Origin of the sequence: Xanthomonas rydalmerensis (assembly GCF_033170385.1) — a bacterium.
GTDB lineage: Bacteria > Pseudomonadota > Gammaproteobacteria > Xanthomonadales > Xanthomonadaceae > Xanthomonas_A > Xanthomonas_A rydalmerensis.
Genome location: NZ_CP126170.1, coordinates 4,961,674 through 4,987,565, shown reverse-complemented (window position 1 = coordinate 4,987,565; position 25,892 = coordinate 4,961,674). Strand labels below are relative to the sequence as shown.

General features: G+C 68.1%; 9 protein-coding genes. 6 read left to right on the top strand and 3 right to left on the bottom strand.

What is annotated here, in order from left to right; all coding sequences use genetic code 11:
• Positions 1-320 precede the first annotated feature (320 nt).
• From QN245_RS21225 to QN245_RS21215, 3 genes are all read left to right on the top strand, one after another.
• Complete coding sequence (locus tag QN245_RS21225; RefSeq protein WP_184646824.1) at positions 321-1,382, top strand: LacI family DNA-binding transcriptional regulator; 1,062 nt, start codon at positions 321-323, stop codon at positions 1,380-1,382.
• Positions 1,383-1,473: 91 nt separating this feature from the next.
• Positions 1,474-4,503, top strand: coding sequence for a TonB-dependent receptor domain-containing protein (locus tag QN245_RS21220; protein ID WP_184448872.1), 3,030 nt, complete (start codon positions 1,474-1,476; stop codon positions 4,501-4,503).
• Between the two features lie 118 nt (positions 4,504-4,621).
• Entirely contained in the window at positions 4,622-6,139 is a 1,518-nt protein-coding gene (locus tag QN245_RS21215; protein ID WP_317844180.1) for a tryptophan halogenase family protein, read from the top strand.
• A gap of 168 nt (positions 6,140-6,307) precedes the next feature.
• On the opposite strand, the gene pyrF is transcribed toward QN245_RS21215, so the two are convergent.
• The 3 genes from pyrF to QN245_RS21200 all read right to left on the bottom strand — a co-directional run bounded on the left by pyrF (position 6,308) and on the right by QN245_RS21200 (position 8,671).
• A complete protein-coding gene (pyrF, locus tag QN245_RS21210; RefSeq protein ID WP_317844179.1) occupies positions 6,308-7,054 on the bottom strand; it encodes an orotidine-5'-phosphate decarboxylase in 747 nt (248 codons plus the stop codon).
• Positions 7,051-7,962, bottom strand: a complete 912-nt coding sequence (locus tag QN245_RS21205; protein ID WP_160969178.1) for a 5'-nucleotidase, lipoprotein e(P4) family — start codon at positions 7,960-7,962, stop codon at positions 7,051-7,053. Before QN245_RS21205 ends, pyrF begins: the two co-directional genes overlap by 4 nt.
• Positions 7,963-8,047: 85 nt before the next feature.
• Complete coding sequence (locus QN245_RS21200; protein ID WP_160969176.1) at positions 8,048-8,671, bottom strand: hypothetical protein; 624 nt, start codon at positions 8,669-8,671, stop codon at positions 8,048-8,050.
• Positions 8,672-8,985: 314 nt separating this feature from the next.
• On the opposite strand from QN245_RS21200, the gene QN245_RS21195 reads away from it, so the two are divergent.
• The 3 genes from QN245_RS21195 to QN245_RS21185 all read left to right on the top strand — a co-directional run bounded on the left by QN245_RS21195 (position 8,986) and on the right by QN245_RS21185 (position 25,873).
• Complete coding sequence (locus QN245_RS21195; protein WP_425612972.1) at positions 8,986-10,653, top strand: ShlB/FhaC/HecB family hemolysin secretion/activation protein; 1,668 nt, start codon at positions 8,986-8,988, stop codon at positions 10,651-10,653.
• A gap of 77 nt (positions 10,654-10,730) precedes the next feature.
• A complete protein-coding gene (locus QN245_RS21190) occupies positions 10,731-25,595 on the top strand; it encodes a hemagglutinin repeat-containing protein (RefSeq protein ID WP_317844177.1) in 14,865 nt (4,954 codons plus the stop codon).
• On the top strand, positions 25,592-25,873 hold the full coding sequence (locus tag QN245_RS21185) for a colicin immunity domain-containing protein (RefSeq protein ID WP_160969172.1): 282 nt from the start codon (positions 25,592-25,594) through the stop codon (positions 25,871-25,873). Before QN245_RS21190 ends, QN245_RS21185 begins: the two co-directional genes overlap by 4 nt.
• The last annotated feature ends 19 nt before the right edge of the window (positions 25,874-25,892 follow it).

Below are 25,892 nucleotides of genomic sequence, written 5' to 3'. Positions count from 1 at the left end.
GTTGCTGCTAACGTCCGCCCACCTCGATTGAGGCGGTGCTGGCCGGGGGACCCAGTGCGATATTCGTCAGAGATCATCCGAGTGCTCGGTCACGGTGGCGCGCGCCGCTGCGGTTGGGTGTTGTCTGCAGTCCGGTGCGGACTTGCGATGACGGCCCCAGCGCAGGCGCAGGACCGCCGCTTGCCGCCGCGTGCGCAATGGCCGGCGGCGCGTTCGTCCCGTGCGCTGCGGGGCACCCATACCGTGTCCGTCGCTCCGCGCCTGTCTGCCGACCTGCGCGTCGCCACGCGCAGGTCCGACCGGACCCTGGAGGCACGCTGGTGAGCCCGCCCCCCGTTCCGGCGCCGGATCCGCGCGCCAACATCACCATCAAGGACGTGGCGCGCCTGGCCAACGTGTCGGTCGCCACCGTGTCGCGCACGATGAACGGCCATCAGCACGTGGCCGAAACCGTGCGCGCGCGGGTGCTGGAAGCCGCGCGCACCCTGCACTACGTGCCGCACCATGCCGCGCGCAGCCTGAGCAGCCGCCGTACCCACACCATTGGCGTGGTGCTGCCGGACCTGCACGGCGAGTTCTTCTCCGAGCTGATCCGCGGCATCGACACGGTGGCGCGAGAGCGCGGCTTGCACCTGCTGGTGTCCAGCTACCACGGCGAACCCGAGCAGCAGCGCCTGGCGGTGCGGCGCATGCCCGGGCGCGTCGATGGCCTGCTGATCATGTCGCCATACCTGGCCAACGATGCCGAGGACCCGGCCGACCTGCTGCCCGGCACACTGCCGGCGGTGCTGATGAACTGCGCCGAGCGCCTCGGCGAGGCGCAGGTGCTCAACGTCGACAACTACGGTGGCGCGCGCGCCATGACCCGCCATCTGCTGGACGTGGGCCATCGCCGCATCGCCTTCATCGCCGGGCCGGACGACAACTTCGACGCGCGCGAGCGCCTGCGCGGCTACCGCGACGAACTGCGCGAGCGCTGCCCGCAGGAGGCGCCCCTGGTACTGCCCGGCGCCTTCGACGAGGCCTCCGGCTACCGTGCCGGCGAAGCCCTGCTGCAGGGCCAGCGGCCGGACGTGGTGTTCGCCGCCAACGACATGATGGCGCTGGGTTGCCTGTTCGCCTTCACCCATGCCGGGCTGCGCGTGCCCGAGGACATCGCCCTGGCCGGCTTCGACGACGTGCCGATGGCACGTTACGTGCATCCGGCCCTGACGACCATGCGCGTGGACATCGCCGGCTTCGGCGCCCGCGCCATGCAACTGCTGCTCGCCGCGCTGGAACCGCATGCCGCTCCGGCGGCATCGGCAGCGTCGGCCAGCGCGATCGCCCCGCAACTCATCGTTCGTGCCTCCAGTGCTCAGCGAGGGACCACCATGGACTGACACCGACGCATGCCGCACCGATGTCGTTTTTTTGCTGCACCTAGAAGAACACAACAATGATCCCGTTTACCGCCCTGGGAGGGCTTCTGTCATGAAGAAACCGCGTTCCGCTTCCAACCTGCCCGCACGCAGCCTGCTGTGCTGCGCGCTGGCCACCTGCCTGTTCGCCACGATGCCGGCGATGGCCCAGTCCAGCAACGCGACCCTGCGCGGTCAGGTCGCCGCCGCCCAGGCCGGCACCGAAGTCACCGTCACCAACATCGCCACCGGCTCGGTGCGCCGCGCGCCGGTCGCCGCCAATGGCAGCTATACCGTGGTCGGCCTGCAGCCGGGCACCTACAAGGTCGAGGCCAATGGCGTCACCAAGACGGTGACCCTGCAGGTGGCGTCCTCGTCCACCGTCGATCTCGACGCCGCGACCCCGGCCGCCGGCGGCAACGCGACCACCCTGGACACCGTCACCGTCAGCGCGCCGTTGCTGAAGGACGTCAAGACCTCGGAAGTGGGCAACGTGGTGTCGCTGCACCAGATCGAGCAGCTGCCGCAGGCCACCCGCAACTTCCTGGAGTTCGCCGACACCGTGCCGGGCATGGTGTTCCAGATCGATTCTCAGGGCCACACCACGCTGCGCGGTGGCGCCTCCAACAGCAGCGCCGGCAACCTCTACATCGACGGCGTCAGCCAGAAGAGCTACGTGGCCAAGGGCGGCATCGCCGGCCAGAACGACAGCCAGGGCAACCCGTTCCCGCAGCTGGCGATCGGCGAGTACAAGGTCATCACCTCCAACTACAAGGCCGAGTTCGGCCAGGTGAGCGGCGCGGCGGTCACCGCGGCCACCAAGTCCGGTACCAATGAGTTCCACGGCGAGGTGTTCTACCGCTATACCGACCAGGATCTGCGCGACAAGAGCCCGGCGGAGGAAGCGACCGGCAGGAAGGTGGACTCGCAGACCAAGGAATACGGCTTCGCGATCGGCGGCCCGATCCTGCAGGACCGCATGCACTTCTTCTTCGCCTACGAAGGCAAGGACAACGTCGTGCCGCGCACGATCTATCCGGATGCCAAGGCGGCGCCGTATGTCGGTTTCCTGCCGGCGAACCTGTCCGGCCAGTACGGCGCGGCCAACCTGCCGTTCACCGAAGACCTGTACTTCGGCAAGATCGATTTCGAGCCGACCGATCGCGACCGTTTTGAACTGAGTGCGCAAGTCCGTGACGAAACCCAGACCGACAACGTCGGTGGGCAGAACGCCACCGATCACGGTCTGGACAAGATCAACAAGGACAAGCGTGTTGCGCTGCGTTGGGCGCACAGCGCCGATGCCTGGTACAACGAATTGATCGTCAGCCGCGAGGACGGCCGCAACGATCCTTTGCCGATGAGCACGGGCAACGGCGTCATCTACAACTACCTGGATTACACCGATCCGAACATCGGCGAGTACAACTTCCTGTCCACCGGACCGGCCGGTGGCGCCAGCGTGCAGAAGCGTCAGCAAGAGGGTTGGTCGCTGCAGAACGACCTGACCTTCACCAGCTTCCAGTGGCACGGCGACCACACCATCAAGATGGGCGTGAACTACAAGGACATCAAGCTGACGGCGCAGGACGCCGCGTCCTTGAACCCGCAGTTCAGCTACTCGGTCGACGCCAACGGTGTGGCCTCCACGCCCTATCGCGTGGACTTCTATTCGCCGTACGCCACCCCGGGCCAGAGCGCGATCGTCTCCACCAAGGCCAAGCAGTACGGCATCTACCTGCAGGACGACTGGGCGGTCAACGACAAGCTGATGCTGAATATCGGCGTGCGCTGGGATTATGAGGACAACCCGGCCTACACCGATTTCGTCACCTCGCCCGCGTTTGTGCAGGCGCTGTATTCCGACGATCCGGCCAACCCGGGCCAGCCCTGGGCCAACCGCCTGTTGCCGAGCGGCGTCAACGCCGCCGACTACATCAGCAACGGCCACAACCGCAAGAACTTCAAGGACGCGTGGCAGCCGCGCCTGGGCTTCTCTTACGACTTCTTCGGTGACCAATCTGCCGTGCTGCATGGTGGTGCCGGGCGGTCCTACGACCGCAACCTGTTCGAGCAGATGGCGTACGAAACCAGCAAGGCGGCGCTGTCGCCTGTCGCGGTGTTCTTCCAGAACCCCGCCACCGGCCAGTGCTACCGCAGCGATCGCGTGTGCGTGCCGTGGGATACGAAGTACCTCAACGGCATGGACAATCTCAATGCCATCGCGGGCGTCAGCGGCAGCGGCGAGCTGTTCATGTTCAACAACCACCTCAAGACCCCGTACAGCGATCAGTACAGCATCGGCATCAGCAACCAGGTCGGCGACTGGCTGACCGACGTGACCGTGCAGCGCAACCTGAGCTACGACGGTTTCGCCATGTCGTTGATCAACCGCTACCCGAACGGCGCGTACTTCCAGAACGGTAGCGCGCCGTGGGGCGAACCGGTGCCGGGCTACAAGAACACCATCATCGGCATGAATGGCCTGGAACAGCGGACCACCCAGGTGCTGCTGTCGGCGGAGAAGCCCTACACCAAGGAATCGGGCTGGGGCCTGACCTTGTCCTACACCCATACCAACGCGCGTCAGAACCGCAACATCGACGAGCCCTTCGGCTTCGACAAGGCCACCATCCACGACTATCCGTTCGTGAAGTCCGACGCCGTGGCGGGCCACCGCTTCGTTGCCTCCGGCTCGATCGACGGCCCGTGGGGCATGACCTTCGGTGCCAAGGTGGTGCTGGCGACCCCGGAACCGATCAACACCATCGCGTGCTATGGCAAGACCGATCCCGATGGTGCGACCTGCCAGCAGGTCGCGGCGATTCCGCCGGGCAATGGCAAGTTCCTGGTCGGCGGCAAGATCTGGGGCTATCGCACGGTCGACTTCCAGGCGTCGAAGGACTTCACCGTGTACAAGGACTTCAAGCTGTCGGCGCGCGTGAACCTGCTCAACGCCTTCAACTTCAAGAACTACAACACGTACGTCTACAACGACTTCGGCAGCAATGGCCGGTACGATCCGAACATCAGCATCAACAAGACCGGCGACATCATGTACGTGCCGCGCACCGTGACCTTCGAGATCGGCGCCAAGTTCTGATCCACGGCATGACCCACGCGCGTGCCCGACCGGCGCGCGTGGGGTTTCAACGGACGGGGCCAGGTGGCCCCGTCCGCGTTTGCGGTCGCCCCTTTCTTCGGTACAGGACCACGCACGCATGAACGCCGCCCCTCTTCGCAACCTGGTCATCGTCGGCGGCGGTACCGCCGGCTGGATGGCCGCTGCCGCGCTGGCGCGGGTGCTGGGTCCGGACTACCGCATCACCTTGATCGAATCCGAGCAGATCGGCATCGTCGGCGTCGGCGAGGCCACCGTGCCGCACATCAAGGCCTTCAACAACCTGCTCGGCATCAACGAGGCCGAGTTCGTGCGCCACACCCAGGGCAGCTTCAAGCTCGGCATCGAGTTCGCCGACTGGCAGCGCCCGGGTACCTCCTACGTGCACGGCTTCGGCACCGAGATCGGGCATCCGCTCGGGCTGCTGCCGTTTCAGCAGTACTGGTTCAAGCAGGCGCTTGCCGGCAAGGCCAGGCCGCTCGGCGCCTACACGCTCAACACCGTCGCCGCCAAGCGCGACCGGTTCATGACCTCGGCCACCGACGTGCCGCCGAATTCGCCGTTGGCCAACATCGCCTACGCCTACCATTTCGATGCGGCGCTGTATGCGGGCTTTCTGCGCCGCTACGCCGAGCAGCGCGGGGTGACCCGGCGCGAGGGCATCGTCGAGGAAGTGCAGCTGCATCCGGAATCGGGCAACGTGAGCGCGGTGCGCCTGGCCTCGGGCGAGGCGATCGCAGGCGACCTGTTCATCGATTGCTCCGGCTTCCGCGGCCTGCTGATCGAGCAGGCGCTGCATACCGGCTACCACGATTTCAGCCACTGGCTGCCCTGCGACCGCGCGCTGGCGGTGCCCTGCGCCAAGGTCGGCCCGCCCACGCCGTACACCCGTGCCACCGCGCGCGCGGCCGGCTGGCAGTGGCGCATCCCGCTGCAGTACCGCACCGGCAACGGCTACGTCTACTGCAGTGCGCACATCAGCGACGACGAGGCCGCGGCCACGCTGCTGGCCAACCTCGACGGCCCGGCCCTGGCCGATCCGCGACCGCTGCGTTTCCTCACCGGCCGCCGCAAGCAAGTATGGAACCGCAACGTGATCGCGCTGGGTCTGGCCAGCGGCTTCATGGAGCCGCTGGAATCGACCAGCATCCACCTGATCCAGTCCGGCATCTCCAAGCTGCTGGAACTGTTCCCGCGCGAAGGCATCAGCCCGGTGCTGGTGCGGCGCTACAACGAGCGTATCGCCTTCGAGTTCGACCGCATCCGCGACTTCCTGCTGCTGCACTACCACGCCACCGAGCGCGACGACAGCGCGTTCTGGCGGCATTGCCGCAGCATGCCGATCACACCGGAGCTGCAGGAGACCTTGGACCTGTTCCGCGACAGTGGCCGTTTCTACCGCAACGGCGATGAGATGTTCGCCGAGATCAGCTGGGTGCAGGTGATGGTCGGGCAGGGCATCCTGCCGCGCGCCTATCATCCGCTGGTGGACCAGGTGCCGCAGGCCGACCTGGAGCGCTTCATGGCCAGCGTCGAGCAGACCATCGGCCATTGCGCCGACGCGATGCCGCCGCACCAGGCCTTCATCGACCGCTACTGCGCGGCCAAGGCTGTGTAAGCACCGCCCACGCCACGCGGGCACAAAAAAAGAGGCCACGCGCACCAGGCGCGGGCCTCTTCAAATCCGACCGAAGCCGGAGAACGGTATGGCACATCTCCGGCAGAGCCGGACGCTGGGCATGCTACCGGCATGCCGAAGCTAAAGCAATGCTTTAGGATCCGTCATCTAAGTTATTGATTTAAAATCGGTGTTGCTGGCCAGCGTCGCCGCAATCTCCCGCTGGATGGCCTCCGCCGCGGCGCGCGGGTCGCTGGCCTGGCGAATCGGCCGGCCGACCACGATCGCATCGGCGCCGTCGGCAAAGGCCTGGGCCACGCCCACCGTGCGCTGCTGGTCGTCGCCGACCGGGCCGCCGGGGCGGATGCCCGGGCAGACGATGGAGAAACCGGCGCCGGTGGCGCGGCGGATCGGCGCCGCTTCCTGGCCGGAGGCGATCACGCCGTCGATGCCCGCGGCCTGCGCGGCCAGCGCGCGTTCCACCACCACGTCTTCCGGCGCGCGGTCGATGCCCATCGACGCCAGGTCGGCGCGGCCCATCGAGGTCAGCACGGTCACCGCCAGCAGGCGCATGTCGCTGCCGTTGGCCTCGGCCGCGGCCTGCATCATCGGCGGGTGCCAGCCGTGGATGGTGCAGTAGTCCACCGGCCACTGCGACAGCCGCCGGATCACCCCGCCCACGGTGGCCGGGATGTCGAAGAACTTCAGGTCCACGAACACGCGCTTGCCGCATCCGGCCAGCGTGTCCAGCACGTCGAAGTACTCGCCCGAGGCCAGCAGTTCCATGCCGATCTTGTAGAACGCCACCGCATCGCCGAGCCGCTCGATCCACTCCAGCGCCTCGCTGCGCCCGGGCACGTCGAGGGCGAAGATCAGCCGCTCGTGCGGCGCCAGCGGCAGCGGCGCACGGCTCACTGCGCCAACTCCAGCGCCTGCACCTTGGCCTGGTGGCGCGCCGCCCGCGACTGGGTGAAGTCGTTGTTGAACAGCGCCGGCTCCCAGGAACCGTAGCTGGGGTTGGGCAACATCCACCAGCGCTCGCCGAACCAGTCGTGGTACTGCTGCAGCAACTGCGCGCGGCCTTCCGGGGTATTGGACACCACCTGGGCGAAATCGCCGAGCTGGTCGCCGAACTGCATCAGCACGCGGTACTGCTGGCCGACCAGCTTGCGCCGGCAGTTCTTCTCCGAGCCGTTCTGCTCGCAATCCTTGACCACCGTCCCCAGGCCCAGCAGCACGCTGTTGTCGGCCACCGGCAGGCCGGCGCTGCGCAGGTTGGCCAGGGTCGCGTCGGTCAGGTGCACGGCGCGGTTGGTCACGTACAGCACGGTGATGCCCTTGGCGTCGGCGGCCTTGGCGAAATCGACCACGCCCGGAATCGGCTTGGCCTTCTTCTCGGCCACCCACTGGTCCCAGCTGACCTCGTCGTACTCCTTGCCGTTGCGGATCAGCCGCGCCTGGTACGGCGAGTTGTCCAGCACGGTTTCGTCCACGTCCATCACCACCGCCGGCTTCAATCCGGCGGCGGCGTTGCCGCGCTCCTCCGGCACCAGCGCGTCCCAGTTCGGCTCCTTCAGCGCCGCATCCAGGCGGTCGGCGGCAGCGCGATAGGTCTGCTCGGCCAGGGCCTGGTACTCGGCCGAGCGCTGCATCCACAGCACCGCGTTGAGGTTGTCGTCGGCGGCGCCCGGCGCGGCGGCAGACGCGTCAGCGGATGCAGTGGTGGCCGGCTTGGCGGCCGGGTCGGCGACCTGCGTCTGCGGCTTGCAGGCGGACAGGGCGAGCACGGCGCAGGCCAGTGCGGTGCGGGCGATCGGAGTCATCGGGCGCAGGAACCTAGGCAAATGAACCGAGGATTTTAGCTGGTTGCGATGACAGGTGCGGCGCAACGCAGGCGGGCCGCCACGCTCAGGGCACGAACGTCAGTGCGCGCAGATCCGGGGCGAGCACCGCCTCGACGTGGGCGTCGCTGTCGTGGCCGGCATAGGTGCTGAAGCGGATGCGCAGGCGGCCATCGCGCACGGTGTAGGGCGTCAGGTCATCGAGGTCGGGCGCGTCCAGATCGATGTTGTCCAGGCAACTGGACACCGGCACGCGTGCCAGGATCGTGGGCGTGCCGTGCAGGTCGATCACGGTCAGCGCCATCTCCGCCCCGGCGCCGCAGTAGCCGTGTCCGTCCCCGGGCGAAGACCGGCGCACGGACAGGTACAGCAGGCGGTCGCGCGCCAGATACGGCTGCAACCGGGTCGGCAACAGGCGGATGGCGTGCTCGGTGCCGATCCGTTCCGGTGCGTAGGCGCGCGGGATGGTCTCCAGCACGGTCGGCGCGCGTCCCGGCACCTGCAGCACGACGCGACCGGCACGATAGGCCAGTTGCAGCATGCCGCGGCGTGGATCGCAGACGTCGGCATCGCTCAGGGCGCCCGGCGCAGCGGGGCATTCCGTCGGCGTTGGCGCTGCGGCGGTGTGGGCCGGTGCGGCGCCGAGGGCGGCAGGCGAGGCCAGGGCCAGCAGGAGGGTGAGCGGCAGCATGCGAGGCCTTCGAGGTTTGAGCCGCGAGTGTGGCAGTCGCGGCGGATGGCGCACCAGTTGTGACGCGCATCCTTTGTGGAAGTGACGCAATTCACGCAAGTGCCTGTTTTGCAGGGAATTTCCTGACAGCACGTCAGGAGCGTCCGGATGCCGCAGCGCTGTGGTTTGCACCACACTTCTCCGTACGGAAAACCGCAAGATGCGGCGCCTCGCGCGCTGCAGCGCGATCGCGCCTGCGTATGCAGGCAACCTCCGGAAGCGTCACAGGGGACGTTGCAGTGGATAGTTCGAGAAAAGGAGCTTCTCTCGTCGTACTGGCCGTGTGCGCGCTGGCGGCTGCGCGGTCGGCGCACGCGCAGGAACCCACCACGCTCGACCGCCAGGAACAGTTGCGCCAGGCCGAGCAGGTGCAGCGGCAGCAGGAACAGGACCGGCAGGCGCCGTTCGTGGGTCCGCGCGAGGCCGAAGCGCCGGCAGACATGCGCAGCACCGCCTTGCCGACCGAAGCGCTGTGCTTTCCGATCCGGCGCATCCGCCTCGGTGGCGGCGGCCCCGACGCGGCACGTTTTTCCTGGCTGTGGCAGTCGCTGCGCCGCTACGAGGGCCGCTGCATCGGCACGGCCGGCATCGACCTGATCCGCCGCCGCGCGCTGGACCAACTGGTCGCGCGCGGCTTCGTCACCACCCGCCTCGGCGTGCCCGCGCAGGACCTGTCCAGCGGTGAGCTGCGCTTCGAACTGCTGCCCGGGCGCCTGCGCCAGGTGCGCGTGCAGTCGGCGGACGGCCGCGTGTTCTGGCGCGGTGCGCTGCCGCTGCGCCCGGGCGACGTGCTCGACCTGCGCGCGATCGAACAGGGCGTGGAGCAGTTCAAGCGGGTGCCGTCGCAGGACGCCAAGATCGACATCACCCCGGGCGAGCAGCCGGGCGAGTCGGACCTGCTGATCACCGTGCAGCGCAGCAAGCGCTGGCGCGCGGTGCTCAACGCCGACGACTCGGGCGTACAGGCGACCGGCCGCTACCAGGGCGGCATCGACTTCGCCCTGGATGCGCCGCTGGGCATCAACGACCTGCTCTCGATCGGCTACAACCACGACCTCGTCGACGACGGCGCCGCCCGCGGCACGCGCGGCAACAGCCTGTCCTATAGCGTGCCGTGGGGCTGGTGGACGGCCTCGCTGTCGCTGTCGTCCTATCGCTACCACCAGCAGGTGGACGGCTTCCGCCAGAGCTTCCAGTCCAGCGGCAGCTCGAACAGCGCGCAACTGGATCTGCAGCGGGTGATCCACCGCACCGGCACCAGCAAGACCACGCTCGGCGTGGTGGTGGCCAAGCGGGCAGCGCGCAGCTACCTGGACGGGGTGGAGATCGGCATCCAGCGCCGCCACACCACCAGCGCCGAGTTCTACCTCAGCCATCGCCACTACCTGGGCAAGCTGCAGCTGGACACGCGCCTGGGTCACCGCCGCGGCACGCCGTGGTTCGACGGGCAGTGGACCGGCTACGACCCGGCGGTGGGCTTCCCCGGCTACCGCTACGGCGTCACCACGCTCGACGTCAGCGCCGGCCTGCCGTTCGCGCTGGGCCCGGTGGCGCTGAGCTGGGACAGCAGCCTGCATGCGCAGACCTCACCGCAGCTGCTGCTGGGGTCGGAATTCATCACTCTGGGCGGGCGCTACAGCGTGCGCGGCTTCGATGGCGAACGCACCCTGGGCGCCGAACGCGGCGCGTACTGGCGCAACACCCTCAACCTGCCGGTGCAGCGCCTGGGCATCACCCCATACCTGGGCGTGGATGCCGGCCGCATCGCCGGGCCGAGCGCGTCGGCGCAGGCCGGGCGCAGCCTGGTCGGCGGCTTCGTCGGCATGCGCGGTGCGCGCGGCGGGCTCAGCTGGGATGGCTTCGCCGGCTGGGACCTGCACGCGCCGCGCGACTTCCACAGCGCGCAGCCGGCCTATGGCGTGCGCCTGATCTACCAGTTCTGACATCACTGCCGCCAATTGGCGGCAGGCAACGCAATGGATTTGCCGCCTTGGGCGGCACGAGAGAGACGACGATGCACATGGACCGTACCGATCGCCGCCACCGCCTGCTCGAGCCGCTCAAGCGCGGCCTCGCCGCCCTGCTGTGCTGCACCGTCACCTGGACCTCGCTGCCGCTGTACGCGCAGGTCGCGCCGGTCGCCAATCCGGACGGGCGCCAGCCCGGGCAACAGGCCGCGGCCAACGGCGTGCCGGTGGTGGACATCGTCGCCCCCAACGCGCGTGGCGTCTCGCACAACCGCTATTCGCGCTTCGACGTCGGCAGCAACGGCCTGATCCTCAACAACAGCGCGCAGATCTCCAAGACCGAGCTCGGCGGCTACATCGCCGGCAACGACAACCTGAAGAACAGCGGCGCGGCCACGCTGATCCTCAACGAAGTCACCTCCACCACCAGCCGCCTGCAGGGCTATACCGAAATCGCCGGGGCCAAGGCGCAGCTGGTGATCGCCAATCCCAACGGCATCGTCTGCGACGGCTGCGGCTTCCTCAACACCTCGCGCGTCACCCTGGCCACCGGCACCCCGCTGCTCGGCGCCGATGGCGCCCTGAACGGCTTCTCCATCACCGGCGGCGCGCTGAGCGTCGGCAGCAACGGCCTGGACGCCTACAACGTCGATCGCCTGGACCTGCTGTCGCGACAGTTGAGCGTGGGCGGGTCGGTGTGGGCCAAGGATCTGCTGGCCAGTGCCGGTGCGCAGCGCATCGGCTACGACGGCATGTTGCTGGAGGTGCTGCCGGGCAGCGACGGCGCACCGCCGGCGATCGGCATCGATGTGGCGTACCTGGGCGGCATGTACGCCGACCGTATCCGCCTGATCGCCACCGAAGCCGGTGTCGGCGTGGTCAGCCGCGGCACCCTGTCCGCGCAGAGCGGCAGCCTGCAGATCGACAGCGCCGGGCAGCTCAGCCTCACCGGCACTGCGGTGGCCCGTGACGATGTCGACCTGCACGCGGCGGGTGCGCTGAGCCAGCAGGGCGTGCTCGGCTCGCAGCAGGCCGGCGTGCGCCTGCGCGCCGCGCAACTGACGATGAGTGGCGACACCATCGCCCATGGCCTGCTCGATGCGGCCGCCAGTGGCGCGCTGGCGCACAGTGGGCGCAGCAGCGCCGGTGCCATCACCCTGTTCGGTTCGGAACTGGATGCCGGCGGCAGCCTCTACAGCGGCGGCGATCTGTCGCTGAGCGCCAGTGGCGAGTTGCGCAGCAGCGGCAGCGCCTATGCTGGCGGCGCGGCGCAACTGCAGGCCGGAGCGGCCTGGCTGCAGCGCGGCGGTACCGTGCAGAGCGCCGGTCGCCTCGCGGTGCAGGCGGCGCGGATCGATGCCGCCGGCGCGCTCGACGCCGGTTCGGGCCTCAACTTGCGCAGCGATGCCGAGATGCGCCTGTCCGGGTTGGCGCAATCCTGGCAGGACGCCAGCGTGCAGGCCGGCGGACGCCTGGACACGCTCGGTCAGCTCAGCGCCGGCGGGCGCCTGGACCTGGGCGCGGCGGCGATCGGCAATGCGGCCGGTGCGGTGGTCTCGGCCGGCGGCGACATTGCGTTGGCAACGCCAGGCACGCTCGACAACGCCGGCACGCTGTATGCCGGACGCGATCTGCGCATCGACGCGGCCAGCGTCGGCAACAGCGGCGGCAGCTACGCCGGCCGCAACGCGACGCTCGCCACGACTGCGGCGCTGAGCAACAGCGGCAGCCTGGTTGCCGGCGCGGCGCTGAGCGTGGACGCGGCGCAACTGCTCAGCAGCGGCGAACTCGGCAGCCAGGGTGGCGACGTCGCCTTGCGCAGCCGCGGCGACCTGGCCCTGGCCGGGCAGGTGGCGGCGAAAGGCGCGCTGACCGCGCAGGCCGGCGGCATCTTGCTGCAATCGGGCACCTTGCGCGCGGGCAGCGCGCAGCTGCAGACCACCGGCGACGCCGCGCTGGACGGCGTGATCCGCACCGATGGCGACCTGCAGTTGAGCGCCGACGGCCAGTTGCGCAGCAGCGCCACCTTGGCCGCCGGCGGCAACGCCACGCTGCACGCGCAGGGCGCGTTGCTGCAGAGCGGACAGGTGCAGACCGGCGGCGCACTGGCGCTGGATGGCGCCAGCATCGCCCAGGCCGGCGTGCTGGATGCCGGCACGACCCTGGCGCTGCGCAGCGCCGGCGACCTGTCGCTGGCCGGCACCGCGCAGTCGCGTGGCGACCTCACCCTGACCGGTGCCGGGGTGCTGCAGAACCAGGCCCAGGTCGTGGCTGGCGGCGCGCTCAGCGCCAGCGCCGGCAGTCTCAGCAACGCTGCCGGCGCCAGCCTGTCGGCCCTGGGCGACGCCAGCCTGACCAGCGCCAGCGCGCTGTCCAACGACGGCCACCTGTACGCGGGCGGCGCGCTCAGCCTGCGCGCCGGCAGCCTCGCGCAGACCGGCTCGGCCAATGCCGGCACCACGCTGACCCTGACCGTCGATGGCGCCGTCGCCAACCAGGGCGACCTGGTCGGCGGTAGCGATGTGCAGATCGATGCCGGCAGTCTCGCCAGCAGCGGCCAGCTCGGCAGCCAGCACGGCCAGGTCGTGCTGAACAGCCGCGGCGACGTGCAACTCGATGGCGTGGTCGCGGCCGCTGGTGCCTTGAACGCGCAGGCGCTGGGCGATCTGCAGCAGCGCGGCAGCCTGCGTGCGGCCGGCGTGCAGCTCGCTGCTGCGGGCGACCTGGGCGTGGTCGGCACCGTGCAGAGCACCGACACCCTGCAACTGCAGGCGCAACGCGCGCTGCGCGTGGACGGCCAGGCCAGCGCGAACGGCGCGGTCGGCGTCAATGCCGCCAGCGTTGCACTCGCCACCGGCGCAATTCTGCAGAGCGCAACCGCCCTGCAGGTGGAGACGGCGGCGCTGGATAGCCAGGGCGCGCTGGACGCGGGCACCGATCTGCGGCTGCACAGTACGGGCGACATCCACCTGGCCGGCATCGCCCAGGCCGGGCGCGACGTCGCGGTGCTGGCCGACGGCAACCTAGACAACCAGGCCAAGGTGTTCGCCGGCCGCGCGCTGCAACTCACCGCCGCCAGTGCCAGCAACCAGGCGCAGGGCCAATTGCTTGCCCAGGCGGCGCTCGACGCCGACGTGCAGGGCAACTTCGACAATGCCGGCCTGGTACAGGCCGGCCAGGCCGCGAGCTTGCGCGTCGGCAGCCTGCAACAGAGTGGCCGTACCTACGCCGGCGACACGTTGACCGTGCAGGCGGCGACCGCACTCGGCAACACCGGCGATCTGATCGGCAAGCATGACGTGGCGATCACCGCCGGCAGCGTCGCCAGCAGCGGCCAGCTCGGCAGTCAGGACGGCCAACTGAGCGTGACCAGCGCCGGCGACCTGCAACTCGCCGGTACCCAGGTCGCCGGCACCGCGCTGCACCTGCAGGCGGCGGGCGATCTGCTGCACGGCGGCAGCAGCAAAGCGCAGTCCGTACAACTGGAGGCGGGACGCGACCTGACTCTCGCCGGCACCACGCAGAGCGCCAGCACCCTGCAGGCGCAGGCGCAACGCGCGCTGCAACTGGACGGTCAGGCACTGGCTGGCGGCAGCGTGCACCTGCGTGGCGCCAGCGTCGGCACTGGCAGCGCCGCGGTGTTGCAGAGCGTGGCGGACATCGCCGTGGATGGCGGCAGCATCGACAGCCAAGGTGCGCTTGATGCCGGCACCGACCTGACCCTGCATAGCCAGGACGTGCTGCACCTGGCCGGCATCGCCCAGGGCGGTGGCGACGTGCTGCTGACGGCTGCGGGTGCGTTCGACAACAGCGCCCGGGTTGTGGCCGGGCGCGATCTGCAGCTGCAGGCGGCGAGTGCGGTCAACCGCGCCGCCGGCACGCTGGCCGCCGGTCGCGGACTGGACCTGCACGTCGATGGACTGCTCGACAACGCCGGCCTGCTGCGCGGCGAACAATCGCTGCAACTGCAGGCCGGCAGCCTGCAGCACAGCGGCACACTCTCCACCGGCCAGGCATTGACCCTGCGCAGCAGCGGCGCGGTGGACAACCGCGGCAACGTGATCGCCGGCGGCGATCTGCTGGTGGACGTGGGCAGCCTCAGCAACAGCGGCCAACTCGGCAGCCAGAACGGCCAGGTCACGCTTACCAGCCAGGGCGACCTGCAACTGGGCGGCAGCGTGATCGCCGCGCAGGCGCTCAGCGCCACCGCGCAGGGCGACCTGCGCCTGAACGGCGTGGCAAAGGCGCGCGCGATCGCCCTGAGCGGGCGCGATGTCGGCCTCGCCGGTGGGTTGCAGAGCGCGACCAACGCGACGCTGCAGGCGCAGCGCGCCCTGAGCGTCGATGGCCAAGCCCTGACCGCGGGCGGCCTGCAGTTGCAGGGCGCCAGCGTGGCCACCGGCAACGCCGCCGTGCTGCAGAGCACGGCCGGCGCGATCACCCTGCAGGGCGGCAGCATCGACAGCCGCGGCACGCTCGACGCCGCCACCGATCTGGGCCTGCGCAGCGACGGCACGCTGGCCGTCGCCGGCGTGGCCCAGGCCGGGCGCGATGTCGTGCTCACCGCCGGCACCCAGCTGAGCAATGCCGCGCAGGTGCTGGCCGGGCGCGATCTCACCGTCACCGCTGCCGGCATCGCCAACGCCACCGGCGCCAGCCTCGGCGCGCGCGGCGCGCTGGCCCTGACCACGGCCGGCACCCTCGCCAATGCCGGCACCCTGCAGTCCGGCCAGACCATGACCCTGCAGGTCGGTAACCTGCAGCACAGCGGCCAGGCCTACGCCGGCGACGCGCTGACCCTGCATGCCACCGGCGCCGTCGACAGCCAGGGCGACCTGATCGCCAAGCGCGACCTGCAACTCGACGCCGCGCGCATCGCCAGCACCGGCCAACTCGGCAGCCAGAGCGGCCAGGTGGCGCTGACCAGCCAGGGCGACCTGCAGTTGGGCGGCAGCATCGTCGCTGCACAGGCGTTGAGCGCCACCGCGCTAGGCGATCTGCGGCTGGATGGCGTCGCCAAGGCCGGGGCCGTCGCCCTGACCGGGCGCGACGTCGGCATTGCCGGTGCGTTGCAAAGCGGCTCCACGACGACGCTGCAGGCGCAGCGCGCCCTGAGCGTCGATGGCCAGGCCCTGACCGTCGGCGACCTGCAGTTGCAAGGTGCCAGCGTGGCCACCGGCAACGCCGCCGTGCTGCAGAGCACGGCCGGCGCGATCACCCTGCAAGGCGGCAGCATCGACAGCCGCGGCACGCTCGACGCCGCCACCGATCTGGGCCTGCGCAGCGACGGCACGTTGGCCTTGGCCGGCGTGGCCCAGGCGGGGCGCGATGTCGCGCTCGCCGCCGGCACCCAGCTGACCAATGCCGCGCAGGTGCTGGCCGGGCGCGATCTCACCGTCACCGCTGCCAGCATCGTCAACGCCGCCGGCGCCAGCCTCGGCGCGCGCGGCGCGCTGGCCCTGACCACGGCCGGCACCCTCGCCAATGCCGGCACCCTGCAGTCCGGCCAGGCCATGACCTTGCAGGTCGGCAACCTGCAGCACAGCGGCCAGGCCTACGCCGGCGACGCGCTGACCCTGCACGCCACTGGCGCCGTCGACAGCCAGGGCGACCTGATCGCCAAGCGCGACCTGCAACTCGACGCCGCGCGCATCGCCAGCACCGGCCAACTCGGCAGCCAGAGCGGCCAGGTGGTGCTGACCAGCCAGGGCGACCTGCAGTTGGGCGGCACCGTCGCCGCAGCCACCCAGCTCAGCGCCCAAGCGCAGGGCGATCTGCTGCAGGCCGGCACGCTCAGCGCGCAGGCGCTGGACCTGCGCGCCGGCCGCGACCTGACCCTGGGCGGCCAGCTCGCCACCACGCAGGGACTGCAGGCGCAGGCGCAGCGCGACCTGCAAGTGAACGGCAGCCTCAGCGCCGGCCAGGACGCCACGCTGCAAGCCGGCGGCACCCTGCGCAGTGGCAGCCAGAGCGTGCTGCACAGCACCGGCGCACTGCGTCTGAGCGGCGCGGCCATCGACAGCCAGGGCACCGCCGATGCTGGCACCACCCTGGCGATGACCAGCACGGGCGACCTCGCCCTCGGTGGCTTGGTGCAGTCCGCTTCGACGCTCGACCTGCGCGCCACTGGCGCGCTCAACAACGCCGCCCAGGTCGTCGCCGGCACCGATCTGAGCCTCACCGCCGCCAGCGCTACCAACAGCGCCAGCGGCATGCTCGCCGCCCTGGGCAATGGCACGTTCACCGTCAGCGGCCTGCTCAGCAACGCCGGCGCGCTGCGTGCGCGCCAGCGCCTGCAACTGGACGTGGGCTCGCTGCAGCAGACCGGGCGCAGCTACGGCGTGCAGCGCCTGGCGCTCACCGCCAACGGTGCGGTCGACAACCGCGGCGACCTGATCGGCGGCAACGCCCTGCGCGTGCAGGCCGCCAGCGTCGCCAGCAGCGGCCAGCTCGGCAGCGAGAGCGGAGATGTCGCCTTGGTCAGCCAGGGCGATCTGACTCTGGGCGGCACCCTGGCGTCTGCCGGTGCGTTCAGCGCGCAGGCCGGCGGTGCACTGAACCAGAGCGGCGCGCTCAGTGCCGCGACCACCCTGCAACTGCAATCACACGGCGACCTGACCGTGGCCGGCACGCTCAGCGCCAACCAGGTCGTGCTCGGCAGCGACGCCGGCGTGCTCCAGCACGGCACCGTCAACGGCGCCGACATCGCGCTGCAGGGCCAGCGCATCGACAACGCCGGGCAGACCCTGTCCAGCGGCAACCTGCGCCTGAGCGGCGGCGATGTCGCCATCGGCGGCGTGGCCGCGTCTGGCGTGCGCAGCGACGGCAGCCTCGGCAACAGCGGCGCGCTGACCCTGCATGCCGACGGCACGCTCAGCGCCAGCGGCCGCCTGATCGCCGCCGGTAATCTCACCGCAGACGCCACGCAACTCGCGCTGGCCGGCAGCACCACCCGTGTCGGCGGCAACGCCGCGCTGACCGCGAGCGGCGACGTGGACCATCGCGGCGCCGACCTGCTCGCCGGCGGCCAGCTCACCGTGCGTGCCGGTGGCGCGCTGGACAACAGCGCGCTCAACGGCGCCGGCGGCACGCTGCAGGCGGCGGGCCTGGACCTGGGCGCGAGCACGCTGCGCAACGGCAGCGGCAGCCTGGTGCAGAGTGGCACCGGCATCACCCGCATCGCCGTCACCGGCGCGTTCGACAACGGCAGCGGCCGCCTGGTCAGCAACGGCAGCGACCTGCAACTGGGCGCGGCGTCGATCAACAACGCGCAAGGGCGCATCGAACACGCCGGTAGTGGCACCCTCACGGTGAGCAGCGCTGGTGCCCTCGGCAATGCCGGCGGTCGCATCCTCACCCAGGGCCAGCTGCAGCTCAGCGCCGGCAACACGCTCGACAACCAGGGCGGCGCCATCGCCGCGGCCGGCGATGCCAGTGTCACCGCGGCCGGCCTGGGCAACATCGGCGGCAGCGTGTCCGGGCGCGGCTTGAACCTGCAACTGGGCAGCGGTGCGCTCGACAACCGCCTGGGCGTAGTGCAGGCCACCGGCGGCAGCCTGGTACTGCGCGCCGACAGCCTCGAAAACCGCGGCGGCACCATACAGGCGCTGAGCAGTGGCGGTGCCGGTGGCGACCTGCGCGTGGATCTGGCGCATACGTTGAACAACGACTCCGGCGTGATCGGTGCCAGCACCGATCTGACCCTGAGCGCAGAGAACGTCAGTAACAGCGCCGGCACCCTGCAGGCCGGCCGCGACCTGGCACTGACCGCGCGTGGCCAGCTCGACAACCACCAGAGCGGCCGCATCGGCGCCGCGCGCGATCTCACCGTCGCCGTCAATGGTGCGCTGCTCAACAGCGGCGGCCAGCTCGACAGCGGCAACGCCATGACCCTGTCCGGCGGCCGCATCGACAACAGCCAGGGCAGCATCGTCAACAACGGCGGTGGCCTGACCCGGCTCACCACCGGTGGCGACTTGCGCAATGTCGGCGGCAGCCTGGGGGGGCGCGGCAGTGTGGTGCTCGACGCGGCCAGCATCGCCAACGGCAGCGGGCAACTGGTGGCCGGCGGCGATCTGATCGCCAACACCAACGCGCTCGACAACCAGGGCGGCAGCGTCTACGCCGGCGCCAGCATGCTGCTGCAACGCAACGGCGCCACGCTCGACAACCGCAACGGCAAGATCAAGGCCGAACAGGCGGTGCGCCTGGCCCTGCAGAACCTGAGCAACAGCGGCGGCCAGATCGGCGCCGGCAGCAGCGCCGGCGGTGCGGGCGACGTGGTCATCGACACTGTCGGCTTCGACGGCGGCGGCAGCATCCTCGGCCAGAACCTGCTCGACCTGACCATCCGCAGCGACTACACCCATCGCGCCGGTGCCGACATCACCAGCAACGGCGATTTCCGCCTGGCAGTGAGCGGCAACTTCGTCAATGCCTCGGCGCTGCAGGCCGGGCGCAGCCTCGGCATCAACGCCAGCAACATCAGCAACCTTGCCGGCGCCAGCATGCGCTCGGGCAACGTGCAGTTGAACACCGGCGGCAGCGTCGGCAACGCCGGCGACATTTCCGCCAGCGGCAACCTGCAGGTCACTGCTGGGTCGGTGAGCAACACCGGCAGCCTGGTCGGCGGCAACGTGCTGGTGGACACCGGCACCCTGATCAACGGCGCCGATCTGGGCGGCGCCACCGACAACGCCGCCTACGGCAGCGCGCTGATCGGCGCCACCAGCGGCATGACCCTGCTGGTGCGCGACCAGTTGGTCAACCGCGACGCGAAGATCTTCAGCCTCGGCAACATCGCCATCGGCGCCGCGCGCGACAGCAGCGGCACGCTCATCGCACGCACCGGCACGCTGGACAACGTGTCCGGCAGCATCGAGGCCGATGGCAGCATCCTGATCGCAGCCAATCAGATCAATAACCGGCGGCGCGTGGTCAATGCCAGAACCACGCCGTTGTCGGACTCCGAGCGCGAGGCAATCAACGCCACGACGCCTTCTGAAGTGCTGTACGTCGGCCAGCCGATGCCCGAACAGAATGGCCCGAACGTCGGCGACAGGGTCAGCCTTGGTACGACCCGATACTACGATGTCATCAGTCGTGACCAACTCATTTCCGCCAGCGCGGAAGGGCGCATCGCTGCCGGGGGAAACATCGCGATCTCTGGGAGCGTGAACAACAACGCGTCCACGATTGCAGCCGCCGGTCAGCTGTTGGTTAATCGCTTTGGCACCAATGGATTGAGTGACGCTCTCATCAATGGGCGGGAGGTAGTGCAGAACAACGCGCTCGCGTTGAGTCAGAAGACCAAGTACACCGATATCGAGCGCGTCGCAGTCTTGGATGATGGCGACTGTGCTCGAGGAATTCGAGGAACGGGATGTACCTACAGTGTCGAGGAAAACGAAGTCAACTCCGGGACATCGGATAGTGGCTACATCGCCCTCGCCGCCAACATGACCGGCGGGCAGGGCGTGGCGATCAGCGGCGCCACCATCAGCAACGGCGCGGTCGGCAGCGATGGCCGCAGCATCGGCGGCGCTTCCTTCAACGCCACCCAGGGCGGAGGCCTGAACCGGTACGGCACCAAGAGCGCCGACGGTGCTGGCGGTATCGCCGTGCAGGCGCAGACCGCTGCCGCCACGGGCGGCGCCAGTGTCGGCAACCGCATTGCCGCCGCCGGATTCGGCCAGATCCGTGTCGATGACGGTCGCGGCAGCCTCGTCGGCACCACCGACGCGACTGCGGTCGACGTCCATGCGCATGGGGTCCAGACCGCACTGAACGGCAGCAGCGCCGTCAATGCCTCCAATGTCCAGGCCAACGGCGTGCAGGCCCAGCTCGGCGGCGCCGGCAATGGCAGCCGCAGCCAGGTTCAGGCCAACGGCGCGCAGGCGGTACTGACCGGCGGAACGGTGCCTGGCCAGTACCAGCAGATCGACCCAGGCACCGGCCAGGTCCCGCAGGTGGTCGGTGGCGTCGGCGCGCCGCTGGGCAACATCGTGCTGCCGATGGGCGGGCTGTACCGCCTGGTCGGCAGCAACGGCGCCAATCCCAACGCGCTGGGCCGCGCCGCCAACGGCCTGGGCGGGGTCAAGGCCAACAACAGCAACCCCGGTCGCCGCTACCTGATCGAGACCGATCCGCGCTTCGTCGACTACAACAACTTCATCAGCAGCGATTACCTGCTGGACAAGCTCGGCGTTGATCCGCAGTGGACCCAGACCCGCCTGGGCGATGGTTTCTACGAACAGCGCCTGGTGCTGGACCAGATCACCCAGCTCACCGGCCGCCGCTACCTTGGCAACTACGCCGACGGCGTGGCCCAGTACCGCGCCCTGCTCGATGGCGGCGTGGCCGAGGCCGGCACGCTGCACCTGAGCGTGGGCGTGGCGCTGACCGCCGCGCAGGTCGCCGCGCTGACCCACGACATCGTGTGGATGGTCGAACAGGAGTACCAGGGCCAGAAGGTGCTGGTGCCCGTGGTCTACCTGTCGTCCAAGACCGCGCTGACCCTGCGCAGCGATGGCGCGCTGCTGGCCAGCGACAACGGCGACGTCTCGCTCAACGCCACGGCCGGCCTGAGCAACACCGGCACCATCAGCGGCGCCAACGTCAGCGCCAACGTCGGCAACCTGCTCAACCAGGGCCGCATTGTGTCCAGTGGCACCGTGGCGTTGCAGGCCAATCAGGACCTGCTCAACCTCGGCGGCCAGATCGCCGGCCGCGACGTGCTGCTCAGTGCCGGTCGCGACCTGACCAGCACCACCCGCGACGCCCTCGCTGGCGGCGACCTGCGTTCGGGCATCACTGCCGGCAACAACCTGCTGCTGCAGGCCGGTCGTGACCTCAGCCTCACTGGCACGACCCTGCAGGTCGGCAACAATGCCGCGTTGCAGGCAGGCAGCAACCTGCTGCTGCAACCCACGGCACTGCGTGATGAGTCCGGCCTGATGCGCGGCGGTGACACGTCCAGCCTCATTGTCGGTGGCAATCTGCAATTGGCCGCCGGCAACGATCTCACCATCCGCCAGGCGCAGGTGAAGACCGGCGGCGATCTGATCGCCGCAGCAGGCCACAACCTCGACGTGACTTCGGTGCTAGGCGACAGCCATACCGTTACCGACGAGACCCGACAGGGCAAGACCAAGCTCGTCACCGCCACCACTACCCAGGACCTGGAACAGCAGGCGCTCACCGCTGGCGGTAACCTGGTGCTCAGCGCCGGCCACGACGTCAACCTGACCGCCGCCAAGCTCGACGCTGGCAAGGGCTTGGTCGTGGCTGCGGGCCACGACATCAATAGCACCACGCTGACCACGGTCGATACTAGCAACACCGTAGAAACGCGCAATCGCTTCAGGCAGACCACCAGCACCCGCGACGAGACCGTCCACGGCAGCGAGTTCACCGCCGGCGGCGATATCGCCCTGCAGTCCGGCCACGACGTGAACCTGACCGCGGCCAAGGCGTTCACCGACAAGGGCGCACTGGCCGTATCCGCCGGCCACGACGTCAACCTGCTCGCCGAGCAGGAGCAGCACGATGCCGTGCAGGACATGCAGAAGAAGAAAAAAGGCTTCCTGTCCAGCAAGACCACGACCACGCACGACGAGTGGCATGACAGCACCGCAGTGGCGACGACCCTCAGCGGCGATACTGTGCAAATCGCAGCAGGCCACGACCTGCTCTCGCAAGGCGCGCAGGTCGCCGGCACCGGCAACGTGGTGGTGGCCGCCGGCAACGACCTGACGCTGGAGACGGCGCAGAACACGCACAGCGAAGAGCACGAGAAGAAAACGAAGAAGTCCGGCATGTTCGGCAGCGGTGGCATCGGCGTGACCTTCGGTACGCAGAAGATCCAGAACAATGCCGACACCACCGACGTTACGCATGTCGGCAGCACGGTCGGCAGCGTGGAAGGCGACGTCACGCTGGTCGCAGGCAACCGCTATGCGCAGACGGGCAGCGACGTGCTGGCCAATGCCGGTGACATCACGGTGAAGGCCAAGGACATCGCCATCACCGAGGTCCACGACACCACCGATGCCGAGCAGCGCAGCAAGTTCAGCCAAGGCGGCCTGTCGATCACGCTTAGCTCTGCGGCGCTGAGCCTGGCCCAGTCCGCTTACGACACGGCCAAGGCCGGCTCGAAGGTCAGTGGCGATGCGCGCATGCAGGCACTGGCGGCCGGTTCTGCGGCCTACAGCGCCTATGGCGCGGCCAGTTCGCTGAGCCAGACGGGAAGCGCGCTGGCCAGTGGCAATGCGGCAAGCGCGGCGCAAGGCGCGAACATCAGCATCGCCGTGACGGTGGGTGGTAGCAAGAGCGAGAGCAAGAGTACCCAGTCGGCGGACCAGGCCAAGGGCTCCAAGCTACAGGCGGGTGGCGACGTCAACCTCATCGCCACCGGCGGTGGCGATGCCAGCGACCTGCTGGTACGCGGCAGCGACGTCACGGCCGGACGAAACCTGCTGCTGGCGGCGGATCATGACGTCACCATCGAGGCGGCCAAGAACACCGCCGAACAGAACAGCACCAGCAAGAGCAGCAGCGCCGCCGTCGGCGTTGCAGTCACCTACGGCGCGGATGGGTTTGCGGCGGGCGTGACGCTGAGCGCCAGCGGAGCGCGTGGCAAGGCCAATGGCGAGGATGTCAGCTACACCAACAGCCATGTGGCTGCGGGCAACAACGCCACGATCATCAGCGGCAACGACACCACCCTCAAGGGCGCACAGGTCTCCGCGGACAAGGTGATCGCCGACGTCGGCGGCAACCTCAACATCGAGAGCCTGCAGGACACCAGCACCTATGCCAGCAAGGACAAGTCGGTCGGTGGCAGCGTCACGTTCGGTATGGGGTTCAGTGCCAGCGCCAGTTACAGCAGCAACAAGGTAAATGGCGATTACGCCAGCGTCACCGAGCAGAGCGGCATCCAGGCGGGCAAGGGCGGCTTCGATATCACGGTGGGCGGCAACACCGACCTGAAGGGTGCGGTGATCGCCAGCAGCCAGGAAGCGATCGACCAAGGCAAAAACCGCCTGAGCACCGGCACGCTGACCTATAGCGACATCGCCAACACCAGCAGCTACGACGCCAAGGGCATCAGCCTGTCGGGTGGCTACAGCGTGGGCTCCGGCGACGACACGTCCAAAGGCAGTGAGGGCCAGACGCCTTCCACCACCAACAATGGCAGCAAGTGGTCCTGGCAGAACTACAACACCGGGGCCAACGGCAGCGCGGCCGGCTACGGCCATGAGAGCGGCGATGCGCAATCCACCACGCACAGCGGCATCAGTGGGGGGGCGCTGGTCATCACCGACGAAGCGGGACAGCAAGCCAAGACCGGCAAGAGCGTGGCCGACACGCTGGCGGGCCTGAAGCGGGATGTCGTGACCGGTGATGACGTCAATGGCCTGACCAAGCAATGGGATGGGCAGAAGCTGCAGGAACAGGTGGCGGCGCAGGCACAGATCACGGCGACATTCGGGCAGCAGGCCACGCATGTGATCGGCGACTACGCCGAGAAGAAGATGACGGAGGCGGCAGACCTACGTCGGCAGGCCAATGACACGACCGATCCGGACCAGAAGGCCCAGCTCACCGCACAGGCCGACCAACTGGAAAGCCAGTGGGGCAACAACGGCAGCTTGCGTGTGCTGGCGCACACGGTGGTCGGAGGACTCACAGGTGGGCTAGAGGGTGCGACCGGCGCCGCTGCAGGCACGCTCGCTGCGCCCGCCGTGGCAACCGCGCTGCGGGATGCAGGCGTCACCGGGCCGTTGGCGGACACATTGACCGCCTTGGCGTCGACGGCAGCGGGTGCGGTGGCCGGCGGCACCGCGGGTGCTGCGACGGCCAGCAACGAGGTGGTGAACAACTATCTGAGTCATCCGCAACGCGATGAAAAGGCGCGTGAACTCAGCAAGTGCAAGACAGAAGAATGCCGAGAAAATGTAGAGCGGAAGTGGGATGACGTCAGTCTTGCGCAGAGCCGCGAGATGAAGGATCGGTACTTCGACTACCTGACTCCGGAGCAGCAAGCAGAATTAATGAATCTTAAGCCAGGGACGAAGGAATATGACGCGATACTTGCAGCGGGCGTATCTCAATACGCTTCAAAAACTACGACCGGCGTTGGATCGTCTTACAGTCTTGACTATCAGCTACTGACGGAGAGGGATTGGAATGGGCCGCAAGTTAAAGCGCTGATTGGTGGGAGTTCGCTTGAAGACAGGAACCGGTTAGATACAGCGGTTTTGGGGATCTTTGGGTCTCCAGCGAGATTGACAGCCCTCTTTGGCGGTAGCCCGGAGCAAGTCGCTGCGGCAAATAATTTCGGCGCCAGCATGTACGATGTGATGGGAGCGGTTGAGGTCTTAGCTCCGCGCAGTACGAGGTCAGGCGATGGGCCGCCCGCATTTGAGCTTTTGGTAAAGAAAGACAATGTGGTGGAAGTTGGCTTTAATAAGGGTGAGATTCCGACCTTAGACGCGATTAAAGTCGTAGCTGATAAGCCACGGTCCAACTCAGTTGATGTCACGGAGACATTTAATTATTCATCAAGAACTTCTGCTCCAGACGGATATTCTGTCCCAATATTAAGGGAAATTTTAGCGAGTTCGAAGCAGCTTGACAAAAAGTTTAAACACGCATCCGATTTTGGTGTTGGGACGAGCAAAAAAAATCCTCAAACGCTGGAGCAATTTAAATTAGAATTAGAGAGGCATATGAAAGCCCAAGCTACGGTGGAGCATGGGACTTATGGTTTTGTAAAAGATTCAAGGGTTTTTTTTAACCCGGATACAAATAACGTAGTTGTTGTTGATGCAAAGGGAAATTTTGTAACAGGTTTTAAGCTTGATCCTGGAAGCCTTCAGTTTGAGAATTTCATTAAAAACGGTGTGCTGCGATGAGTATAGTTCTTTTTGATTTTGCAAAATCTTTTGCGTTAGGTCGAATGGATGCGCGCGTTTTTTCTGAAGCTTATATGGAGCTTTGGAAAATAGAGCGCGACAGAGGAATTTTGCGGGAAGATGCGGCTCCGTTAAGTGAGTGTTTATCTAGTATTTTTTGTTCCGCTGACATGTATAGTGAAGATGCTGACGAAAGGCAATATTTCGAATTAGATGAGGCTGGTTTGCTTAGTAAAGTTTGCGAAGAAATAAATAGGGTTGAAAAAGGCTCTCTCTGACCATTTGTTTAATGCTGTG